Below are 10,808 nucleotides of genomic sequence, written 5' to 3' on the forward strand. Positions count from 1 at the left end.
AAATTATAGCGCACCACGCCGGTGGTTTTCAGGCCGATATGATCGATCGCGCAGGCGGAATTGCGTTTGCCGACTTCCGACATCGAGTGTCCCTCTTGGATTTGCCGCATCTTTGCCGGCACGTTTCCAGCACGCCCACTACGCGGGCTGAGATGGTCAGAACCAGAAAAGCCAAATGATATCAAATCATTAATCGATTTAAATATTTTGAAAGTTGTTTAAATCGTTTATATGTGTAAAAAGTTTCGCGGTTGCCCAAAGGATTGGCGATGTCCGTTCGTCCAATCCATGTCGAGGTAGGATTGTGGCCGCCGGCATGCCGCGCGTGACAGCGGACAAGGCCTATGCCACATTTTGTACCTAATTTGTCCTGCAAAAGCCCCTTCTCTACGACAGAAGGGACAGCTCATGAGGGAGCCGCTTGAAATGGCAACAATCGCGCTTGTCGATGACGACCGCAACATTCTGACATCGGTGTCGATCGCCCTGGAATCCGAGGGGTATCGCGTCGAGACCTACACGGATGGTGCGTCAGCGCTGGAAGGCCTGGCGGCACGCCCGCCGAACCTTGCCATCCTCGACATCAAGATGCCGCGCATGGACGGCATGGAACTGCTGCGCCGGATGCGCCAGAAGTCAGACCTGCCGGTGATCTTCCTGACATCCAAGGACGACGAGATCGACGAATTGTTCGGCCTCAAGATGGGCGCCGACGACTTCATCCGCAAACCCTTCTCGCAGCGCCTGCTGGTCGAGCGGGTGCGCGCCGTGCTGCGCCGCGCCAGTGCCCGCGAGGCTGCCGCCAAGACGCCAAGCCAGCAGGCCCGCTCGCTCGAGCGCGGCCAGCTCGTCATGGACCAGGAGCGCCACACCTGCACCTGGAAAGGCGAGCCGGTGACGCTCACCGTCACCGAGTTCCTGATCCTGCATTCGCTGGCGCAGCGTCCCGGTGTCGTAAAAAGCCGTGATGCGCTGATGGATTCGGCCTATGATGAACAGGTCTATGTCGACGATCGCACCATCGACAGCCACATCAAGCGGCTGCGCAAGAAGTTCAAGGCCGTCGACGACGACTTCGAGATGATCGAAACCCTTTACGGAGTCGGATACCGGTTCCGCGAAGCATAATGATGCATGTCGCTCAAAAGTGGTCCCGGTTTTGGGATGACGACATGCATCAAAGCAAGGTAATCCATGTCGCCCAAAAGTGGTCCCGGTTTTGGGACAACGACATGCATCAGGCCAAGGACTAGGCGGGAGCTGCTATTCGATGGCAGTGGAAGCACAGCGAACAAGACCGGCGGGCGCCTCCAGGCGGCCGTCGCGGATCATGCCGTCCTTCGTCTCGAAGATCACGGTGCCGATGCGCCGCTTCCTTGGCCATCATATCTTTTCCAGCCTGACGCGGCGTATCCTGTTCCTCAACCTTGCCGGCCTCGCCGTCCTGGTGACCGGCATCCTCTATCTCAACACCTTCCGCGACGGGCTGATCGATGCCCGCGTCGAAAGCCTGATGACCCAGGGCGAGATCATCGCCGGCGCGATCGCCGCGTCGGCGACGGTCGAGACGGATTCGATCAGCATCGACCCGGAAAAGCTGCTTGAACTGCAGGCCGGCGAAAGCCTGGGACCGGGCTCCGACCAGCTCGACAATCTCGATTTCCCGATCAACCCGGAGCGGGTCGCCCCGGTGCTGCGAAGGCTGATCTCGCCGACCAGGACCCGCGCCCGGATCTATGACCGCGATGCCAATCTGCTGCTCGATTCGCGCCACCTCTATTCGCGTGGCCAGATCCTGCGCTACGACCTGCCGCCGGTCGAGGAGGAAGAGCCCGATCTGGTCGAGCGCATCCAGAAATTCGTCTTCGACTTCTTCCGCAACACCGAACTGCCGGTCTATCACGAGCAGCCGGGCGGCAATGGGGCCGCTTTCCCGGAAGTGGTCAAGGCGCTCACCGGCAGCCCGTCGACCATCGTGCGCGTGAGCGAGCAGGGGGAGCAGATCGTTTCGGTGGCGGTGCCGATCCAGCGCTTTCGTGCCGTCCTGGGCGTGCTGATGCTGTCGACCGAAGGCGGCGACATCGACAAGATCGTAGCCGCCGAGCGCAAGGCGATCCTGCGCGTCTTCGGTATCGCGGCCCTTGTCACCGCCATCCTGTCGATGCTGCTTGCCTCCACCATCGCCAATCCGCTGCGCCGGCTGTCGGCGGCGGCGGTGCGGGGGCGGCGCGGCGTCAAGAGCCGTGAAGAGATCCCCGATTTTTCCGACCGCCAGGACGAGATCGGCAATCTGTCGATCGCCATACGCGACATGACCAACGCGCTCTACGCCCGCATCGAGGCGATCGAAAGCTTCGCGGCCGATGTCTCGCACGAGCTGAAGAACCCGCTGACGTCGCTGCGCAGCGCGGTGGAAACCTTGCCGCTGGCCAAGAACGACGATTCGCGCGGCCGGCTGATGGATATCATCCAGCACGATGTCAGGCGGCTGGACCGGCTCATCACCGATATTTCCGACGCATCGCGCCTGGACGCGGAGCTCGCGCGTGAAGATGCCGGGACGGTCGACCTGAAGAAATTCATCACCGATCTGGTCGCCGTTTCGCGCGAAGCGACGCGCAACAAGAAGGCGGTCGAGATCGAGTTCAAGGCGGCCAAACTGCCGCAAGGCGTCAAAGGCTACGTCGTCGTCGGGCATGATCTTCGCATCGGCCAGGTCATCACCAATTTGATCGAGAACGCCCGTTCCTTCGTTCCCGAGGATCATGGCCACATCAGCCTGTCGCTGGCGCGTGCCGGCAAGTTCAACATCGTCACCGTCGACGACAATGGCCCCGGCATCCGGGCCGACAACATCGACCGCATCTTCGAACGGTTCTACACCGACCGGCCGGCCGGCGAGGCATTCGGCCAGAATTCGGGGCTTGGCCTGTCGATATCCAGGCAAATCGTCGAGGCCCATGGCGGCACGCTCACCGCCGAGAACATCCCCGGCACCAAACCCGGCGAGATCAAGGGCGCACGCTTTGTGGTGACATTGCCGGCCGAAGGCTGAGAGCATGAATCCCAACCACGCCTGGTCCAGCCGTGCAGCCTGAAAACATTCACGCGACAATGGTTTTGATCGGCGAGCGCGGCATTCTCGTCACCGGAGCCTCCGGTTCGGGCAAGACGACGCTGGCGCTGGCGCTCATCGACCATTGTCGCCATCGCGGCCTGTTCTCGCGGCTCGTCGGCGACGATCAGCTCTTCGTCGAGGCGCATGCCGGGCGGCTGCTGTGCCGCGCTCCCGCCGCCATAGAAGGCCTCGCCGAGGTGCCGGGGCTCGGGCCGCGAGCGGTGCCGTTCGAGCCCGCCGCCATCGTCGATTTGCATGTCCGCCTGACGCCGGCCGGTGAAACGGCACGCTTTCAGGAGGATGCCGACACCAGCATCGCCGGCTGTCGGGTGCCGCGTATCGATGCGGTCGAACGCAACGTCGCTGCCGCCTTGCCGGTCGTGATGGCGCGGCTGTCGATCGCGCCTTTTCTATGATCCGTTCCGGGTTTTTTGCTGCAATGCGTCAAAATGGCATGTGCCTGCGCAATTTTGGGCTTGTCAACGGGCCGTGCGTCGACAAGATAGCGCTCCCGCCGCCTGGATTGGCTGGCGAGCATAAAATGCGCCTGTGAAGCGGCGATGACGGGAGCCACCAAAGAATGATCGGACTCGTGCTTGTAACGCACGGTCAACTGGCCACCGAGTTCCGACATGCCGTCGAACATGTCGTCGGGCCACAAGACAATTTCGAAACCGTGGCGATCGGTGCCGACGACGATATGGAACAGCGTCGCCGCGACATCGTCGACGCTGTTGCCCGTGTCGACACCGGAGCGGGCGTCATCGTGCTGACCGACATGTTCGGCGGCACGCCCTCCAATCTTGCCATCTCGGTGATGGAATCCGGCCGCACCGAGGTGATCGCCGGCATGAACCTGCCGATGCTGATCAAGCTCTCCTCGATACGCAAGGGCGACAATATGGCCGCCGCGCTCGATGAGGCTCAGGCCGCCGGCCGCAAATACATCAATGTCGCCAGCCAGCTCCTGAGCAGCAAATGACCGCGCTGTCCCCGGAAAAAGACCAAATTGTCCGGGATTTTCCCATCATCAACCAACGTGGCCTTCATGCGCGCGCTTCGGCGAAGTTCGTCCAGCTGGCCAGCGGCTTCGATGCCTCGGTGCATGTCGAGAAGGATGGCGTCAAGGTCGGCGGCACCTCGATCATGGGCCTGATGATGCTGGCGGCAAGCCCCGGCTATTCGATCCGCGTCACCGCCAGCGGACCGGAAGCCCGGCAGGTCATCGACGCCCTGGAGCAGCTGGTGGCGTCCCGCTTTGGCGAGGAATGCTGATCAGGTAGAGCGCCGATGCGTGTCTGAGAGACATGCAGGGATAAAGATTTCTTTATATCCCATTGTCGTCCTTGCTCCGATCTGCTAGTCAGGCCGGCAATTCGCGCCCTTCGACGCGCCGACCGGCGCGGGCGTGTCCGCAACAAATTCGCAAGCACAACATTCGCATCGGAGTACTGCCATGACGGGTAGCAAGGACTATGTGGTCGCCGACATCTCGCTTGCCGGCTGGGGCCGCAAGGAACTCGAGATCGCCGAAACCGAAATGCCGGGCCTGATGGCCTGCCGTGAGGAATTCGGTCCCAAGCAGCCGCTCAAGGGCGCGCGCATCACCGGCTCGCTGCACATGACGATCCAGACGGCGGTGCTGATCGAGACGCTGAAGGAGCTGGGCGCCGATATCCGCTGGGCCTCCTGCAACATCTTCTCGACCCAGGACCATGCGGCCGCGGCCATCGCCGAAGCCGGCATCCCGGTGTTCGCCGTCAAGGGCGAGTCGCTCGAGGAGTATTGGGACTACACCGACAAGATCTTCCAGTGGGCCGACGGCGGCCTCTCCAACATGATCCTCGATGATGGCGGCGATGCCACCATGTACATCCTGATCGGCGCCCGCGCCGAGGCCGGCGAGGACGTGCTGTCCAACCCGCAGAGCGAGGAAGAGGAATACTTCTATGCCCAGGTCAAGAAGCGCCTGAAGGCTTCGCCCGGCTTCTTCACCAAGCAGAAGGCGGCGATCCGCGGCGTCACCGAAGAGACGACCACCGGCGTCAACCGGCTCTATCAGCTGCAGAAGAAGGGCCTGCTGCCTTTCCCCGCCATCAACGTCAACGACTCGGTTACCAAGTCGAAGTTCGACAACAAATATGGCTGCAAGGAATCGCTGGTCGACGGCATCCGCCGCGGCACCGACACGATGATGGCCGGCAAGGTCGCTGTCGTGTGCGGTTATGGCGACGTCGGCAAGGGCTCGTCGGCCTCGCTCAAGGGCGCCGGCGCCCGCGTCAAGGTCACCGAGGTCGATCCGATTTGCGCGCTGCAGGCGGCGATGGACGGATTTGAAGTCGTCACGCTGGAAGATGCGGCCCCCACCGCCGACATCGTCATCACCACCACCGGCAACAAGGATGTCGTCACCCTCGACCATATGCGCTCGATGAAGGACATGGTCATCGTCGGCAACATCGGCCATTTCGACAATGAGATCCAGGTCGCCGCGCTGCGCAATTTGAAATGGACCAACGTCAAGCCGCAGGTCGACATGATCACCTTCGCGGACGGCAAGCGGATGATCCTTTTGTCGGAAGGGCGGCTGCTCAATCTCGGCAACGCCACAGGCCACCCGAGCTTCGTCATGTCGGCATCCTTCACCAACCAGGTGCTGGCGCAGATCGAGCTCTACACCAAGCCCGGCCAGTACGAGAACCAGGTCTATGTCCTGCCCAAGCATCTCGACGAAAAGGTCGCGCGCCTGCATCTCGACAAGCTCGGCGCCCGTCTGACCGAACTGTCCGGTGAACAAGCCGCCTATATCGGCGTCACGCCGCAGGGTCCGTTCAAGCCGGAACACTACCGCTATTAACCAAAGCTAAAATTGCTACCAGATATTGAGGCCGGGCGATTGACTTTTCGCCCGGCCTTATTTTTGCGCGCCATCAGCCTTCACGGCGATTCGGCGAGGGGTTATTGTCAGGTGATTCGGCGATGCTTCCAGCCCGAGAGGGTCAAGAGAGGCACGCATCAGGGCGGTCTTGCATTCAGGCGGCGGAGAGGACCAAGACATGCCGGGGCAACACCCGCACAGAGCGGGACGGGCCGTTTCCGGCGGCCATGACGATTCGGGGATTGCTGGCTCCGCCCTGGAAGGCGGGAGCCTGTCCTGGCGCGCCCGTGCGGCGACATTCCTTGCCACCTCCGCGCTCGCGGGCCCCTTGGCTGGCGCCGTCGCGCATGCCGAAACCGCTGCTGCCAGCGTCGCGGGACTGTCGGTGAGCGCCATCGAGGTCATGCAGCTTGCCGTGTTCGTCGGCGTGACGGGTGCCGCACTGATATCGGCCATCGTTCTCATCCGCGAAAGGGCCCGCACCTCGGCGGAGAATGTCGAACTCAGGAGCCGCCTCGCCGACATCAACGCGGCGCTCCGCCGCTCCGAGGCGCTGCTCAATCTGCGCGACCAGCGCGTGGTCGTCTGGGCCGCGGAAAACAAGAAGCCCGAGCTTATCGGCACATTGCCCGTCGAAAGCGGCGCTCCCGAGGATAGGGCCGCTTTTCTCGCTTTCGGCCGCTGGCTGATGCCGCGTTCGGCGGCGGCACTCGAACATGCCGTCGCGGGATTGCGCGAGAAGGCCAAACCCTTCGACCTCGTCATCGAATCGCAGGCCGGCGCGCCGCTCGAAGTGCATGGCCGCAAGAGTGCCGCGCATGTGCTCGTGCGTTTCGTCTCGCTCTCGGAGACGCAGCGCAGCCAGGCCAGGCTGAAGATCGAGAACCAGCGGCTGGCCGCCGACCACGACACGATGATCGGCCTGCTCGACGCGCTGAACATGCCGGCATGGCTCCGCGGCGAGGATGGCGGGCTGAAGTGGGTCAACCGCGCCTATGCCGATGCCGTCGAAGCCGAAAATGCCGAAGCCGCGGTCCGGGAGAAAAAAGAGTTCCTCGGCGGCCAGGCGCGCGATGCGATTGCCGCCCAGCACAAGACGCATCCGGTTTTCGAGCAGTCGCTGTCCACCGTGATCGAAGGTGACCGCCGTGTGTTCGCGGTCACCGATTTCGCCGGCAGCGATGGCTCGGCCGGCCTTGCCTGTGACACCAGTGCCATTGAGGCCGTTCGCGGCGAATATGAGCGCACGGTGCGAAGTCACGCCGACACGCTCGACCAGCTCAACACGGCAGTCGCCATTTTCGATACCGACGAGAAGCTGCGGTTCTTCAACCAGGCCTTCCAGAAGCTTTGGGGGCTGGACGCCGGCTTCCTGCACAGCGCACCCGACAATGCCTTGCTGCTCGACCGGCTGCGCAGCGGGGGCAAGATCGCCGAACAGCCTGAATGGCGCCGCTGGAAGGAAGGCCTGCTCGGCGCCTATCGCGCCGTCGAATCCCAGGAACATTGGTGGCATCTGCCGGACGGCAAGACCATTCGCGTCGTCGCCAATCCGCAGCCCAAGGGCGGCGTGACCTGGGTGTTCGAGAACCTGACCGAGAAGATGGACCTCGAAAGCCGCTACCAGACAGCCGTGCGGGTCCAGGGCGAGACGCTCGACAATCTTGCCGAAGGCGTGGCGGTGTTCGGACCCGACGGCAGGCTCCGGCTGTCGAATCCTGCCTTTGCCACTCTCTGGGGATTGAGCGGTGAAGCGGCCAAGCCCAGTGTCCACGTGTCGACGATACGTGACCTTTGTGACCGGCAGGCCGCGGACAGCCCCTGGCCCAGCTTCGTTGCCGCCATCACCGGCTTTGACGACGAGCGCCGCGACCGCCACGGACAGACCGAGCTCAACAACGGCAATGTGCTGAGTTACGCCATGATCCCGCTGCCCAACGGGCAGGTGATGATGACCTTCGTCGACGTCACCGACAGCGTCCATGTCGAGCGGGCGCTGAAGGACAAGAACGAGGCGCTGCAAAAATCCGACCAGCTCAAGAACGAATTCGTCCAGCACGTCTCCTATGAACTGCGCTCGCCGCTGACCAACATTATCGGCTTCACCGAACTCCTGTCGCAGCCCACGACCGGTCCGCTGACGCAGAAGCAGCGCGAATATGTCGAGCATGTCAGCTCGTCCTCCGCGGTCCTGCTCACCATCGTCAACGATATCCTCGACCTGGCGACGGTGGACGCCGGCATCATGCAGCTCGACATCTCCGAAGTGCAGGTCGATCGCACTATCGCCGCTGCGGCCGAACTGGTGGCCGACCGGCTGGAAGAGCATTCGATCAGTCTCCAGGTGGACGCCATCGCGGCGCCGAAGACGTTTCACGGCGATGAGGTCCGCGTCCGCCAGATCCTCTACAATCTGCTCAGCAACGCCGCCAACTACGCCCCGGAAGCCAGCATCATCCGGCTCACTTGCCGCCATCTGGCGGATGGGGTGGAATTCTCGGTTCATGACGATGGTCCCGGCATGCCGCCGGATGTGCTCGATTCGGTGTTCCGCCGTTTCGAGCCGCGCGCCAATGGCGGCCGCCGGCGCGGCGCCGGCCTCGGCCTGTCGATCGTCAAGAGCTTCGTCGAGCTGCATGGCGGCAGCGTTCGCATCGAAACCGGCAAGGACAAGGGCACGACCGTCATCTGCACCTTTCCAGACATGCCGGGCATCCGCGCCGCGGCCGAGTAGCGCGTTCGATGACCGGACTGGTGCTGGAGCGATTACTCGCCGACGAGACCCAGACAGCGCGGCTGGGCGAAGATCTGGCGCTGTCGCTGCGCCCGGGTGACGTGCTTGCCCTCAAGGGCGATCTCGGCGCCGGCAAGTCGACGCTGGCGCGGGCCTTGATCAGGACCCTGGCCGACGATGCCGGTCTCGATGTTCCGAGTCCGACCTTCACATTGGTGCAGAGCTACGACACCCGCATTCCGGTCCATCATTTCGATCTCTACCGCCTGTCCTCGGCGGACGAGATCGATGAGTTGGGGTTCGACGAAGCCCTGGCGCAGGGTGCTGCTTTGGTCGAATGGCCGGAGCGGGCGGAAGCCCATCTGCCGAAAACCACGATCCTGATCGAACTCGTCCAGCATGGCGATGGCCGGTTGGCGAGATTGTCGGGGCAGGGCGCTGCCTTCGATCGGGCGGCACGGTCACTGGCCATGCGCGACTTTCTCGTGAACGCAGGCTGGGGGGAAGCGCAGCGCCGCCATTTCATCGGCGATGCTTCAGCCCGCTCCTATGAGATCGTTTCGCTGCCGGACCAGAAGCCGCAAGTGCTGATGAACTCGCCACGGCTGGTGCTCGGTCCGCCGGTTCGCGACGGCAAGCCCTATGCCGAGATCGCGCACACCGCCCAGTCGGTCTCCGCTTTCGTCGCCATCGACCGCGCCTTGAAGGCAGGCGGCGTCAGCGTTCCGGAGATCCATGCCGAGGATCAGGAGCAAGGCTTCCTTTTGCTCGAACATCTTGGTTCGGAAGGGTTTCTCGACATTGATGGCCAGCCGCTGCCCGAGCGCTGTGCGGTGGCGGCCGAGCTGCTGGCCATGATGCACGGCAGGGCCTGGCCGCAGCGCCTGGAAACAGGGCACGGCGGCTTCCACGAGGTGCCGCCTTTCGACCGCGACGCCATGATGATCGAAGCCGATCTGCTGGTCGACTGGTACGTGCCGGCAATCACTGGCGCTCCGGCAAGCGAGAGCTTGCGCGCCGGTTACCACAAGCAATGGAATGCGCTGCTCGACCGGCTGCAAGGCCGCGAGGTCACGCTGATGCTGCGCGACTTCCATTCGCCCAACATCATCTGGCGCGGCGACCGTTCAGGGCATGATCGGCTGGGCATCGTCGATTTCCAGGATGCGCTGATCGGCCCTTGCGCCTATGACGTCGCCTCGCTCGCCATGGACGCGCGTGTTACGATGTCGCCCGAGATCGAGAAACAGACGCTGGATGCCTATGTCGCGGCGCGCCACACAGCCGGGGCTTTCGACGAGGCAAGCTTCCTGGAATCCTACGCCATCATGGCGGCGCAGCGAAATTCCAAGATCCTCGGCATCTTCGTCCGCCTCGAAAAACGCGACGGCAAGCCCTATTATCTGAAGCACCTGCCGCGCATTCGCGACTATCTGCGCCGGGCATTGTCTCATCCGGCGCTGGCAAGCCTGCGCGAGTTCTATGACGCAAATGGACTGCTGGAGGAACGGTGACTTGGAAGTAATCGATCTGGGTCTGAAGAAACTGGATGGGCGGCTGGTGCCAACGACGGCCATGGTGCTCGCGGCCGGCCTTGGCAAGCGCATGCGGCCAATCACCGACACGATCCCCAAGCCTTTGGTCAAAATCGCCGGCAAAACCTTGCTCGACCGAGGCCTGGACAGCCTGGCCGAGGCCGGCGTCAAGAGAGCCGTCGTCAACGTCCATCATCTGTCGCAACAGATTGTAGCTCACGTCGCCGAACGCAACACCCCAAGAATTGTCATTTCCGATGAAGGCAGTGGCTTACTTGATTCCGCCGGTGGCATCGTCAAGGCGCTACCAAACCTAGGGGTACGTTTCTACGTACTCAACGCCGATACATTCTGGATAGAGAGCGGCGTATCTAACCTTCTCCGTCTTGCCCATGCATGGAATGGCGCAAAGATGGATATCTTACTGATGCTGGCCAACCTCCATCAAGCAACCGGACACTGCGGCAGCACCGATTTCCTGATGGCGCCGGGTGGCGGCTTGCGGCGTTCGAAAGGCGATCCGGCGGGGCTGATCTATGCCGG

General features: G+C 62.8%; 9 protein-coding genes. All 9 read left to right on the plus strand.

Annotated features, from left to right (window positions below):
- Positions 1-426: 426 nt before the first annotated feature.
- Positions 427-1,128, plus strand: coding sequence for a response regulator transcription factor (locus tag EOC06_RS00390; RefSeq protein WP_013528337.1), 702 nt, complete (start codon positions 427-429; stop codon positions 1,126-1,128).
- A 142-nt stretch (positions 1,129-1,270) separates the two neighbouring features.
- Complete coding sequence (locus EOC06_RS00395) at positions 1,271-3,055, plus strand: sensor histidine kinase (protein ID WP_128306801.1); 1,785 nt, start codon at positions 1,271-1,273, stop codon at positions 3,053-3,055.
- Positions 3,056-3,087: 32 nt separating this feature from the next.
- Positions 3,088-3,534: an HPr kinase/phosphorylase gene (locus EOC06_RS00400; protein WP_164898416.1), complete on the plus strand. Its 447-nt coding sequence runs from the start codon at positions 3,088-3,090 to the stop codon at positions 3,532-3,534.
- Between the two features lie 164 nt (positions 3,535-3,698).
- Entirely contained in the window at positions 3,699-4,100 is a 402-nt protein-coding gene (locus EOC06_RS00410; RefSeq protein WP_010912939.1) for a PTS sugar transporter subunit IIA, read from the plus strand.
- A complete protein-coding gene (locus EOC06_RS00415) occupies positions 4,097-4,393 on the plus strand; it encodes an HPr family phosphocarrier protein (RefSeq protein WP_027039963.1) in 297 nt (98 codons plus the stop codon). The genes EOC06_RS00410 and EOC06_RS00415 overlap by 4 nt, the downstream gene beginning before the upstream one ends.
- A gap of 181 nt (positions 4,394-4,574) precedes the next feature.
- Positions 4,575-5,975 carry an adenosylhomocysteinase gene (ahcY, locus tag EOC06_RS00420; protein WP_023810629.1) on the plus strand — a complete coding sequence of 467 codons (1,401 nt, stop codon included), beginning with the start codon at positions 4,575-4,577 and terminating at the stop codon, positions 5,973-5,975.
- Positions 5,976-6,174: 199 nt separating this feature from the next.
- The gene (locus tag EOC06_RS00425) at positions 6,175-8,730 is read left to right on the plus strand and encodes a PAS domain-containing sensor histidine kinase (RefSeq protein ID WP_128306803.1); all 2,556 of its coding nucleotides are present in this window, start codon (positions 6,175-6,177) and stop codon (positions 8,728-8,730) included.
- A gap of 8 nt (positions 8,731-8,738) precedes the next feature.
- The gene (gene tsaE, locus EOC06_RS00430; RefSeq protein WP_128306804.1) at positions 8,739-10,244 is read left to right on the plus strand and encodes a tRNA (adenosine(37)-N6)-threonylcarbamoyltransferase complex ATPase subunit type 1 TsaE; all 1,506 of its coding nucleotides are present in this window, start codon (positions 8,739-8,741) and stop codon (positions 10,242-10,244) included.
- Between the two features lie 61 nt (positions 10,245-10,305).
- On the plus strand, positions 10,306-10,808 hold a 503-nt coding region (locus EOC06_RS00435), incomplete at its 3' end, for a nucleotidyltransferase family protein (protein ID WP_245469264.1).

This window comes from Mesorhizobium sp. M7A.F.Ca.MR.362.00.0.0 (genome assembly GCF_004023175.1).
GTDB lineage: Bacteria > Pseudomonadota > Alphaproteobacteria > Rhizobiales > Rhizobiaceae > Mesorhizobium.

What these genes read in the sequence shown, in the direction of transcription:
- EOC06_RS00415 (WP_027039963.1), top strand. Translation starts at nt 4,097, where the DNA reads ATGACCGCGCTGTCCCCGGAAAAAGACCAAATTGTCCGGGATTTTCCC.
- EOC06_RS00390 (WP_013528337.1), top strand. Translation starts at nt 427, where the DNA reads ATGGCAACAATCGCGCTTGTCGATGACGACCGCAACATTCTGACATCG.
- EOC06_RS00425 (WP_128306803.1), top strand. Translation starts at nt 6,175, where the DNA reads ATGCCGGGGCAACACCCGCACAGAGCGGGACGGGCCGTTTCCGGCGGC.
- EOC06_RS00410 (WP_010912939.1), top strand. Translation starts at nt 3,699, where the DNA reads ATGATCGGACTCGTGCTTGTAACGCACGGTCAACTGGCCACCGAGTTC.
- EOC06_RS00395 (WP_128306801.1), top strand. Translation starts at nt 1,271, where the DNA reads ATGGCAGTGGAAGCACAGCGAACAAGACCGGCGGGCGCCTCCAGGCGG.
- tsaE (WP_128306804.1), top strand. Translation starts at nt 8,739, where the DNA reads ATGACCGGACTGGTGCTGGAGCGATTACTCGCCGACGAGACCCAGACA.
- ahcY (WP_023810629.1), top strand. Translation starts at nt 4,575, where the DNA reads ATGACGGGTAGCAAGGACTATGTGGTCGCCGACATCTCGCTTGCCGGC.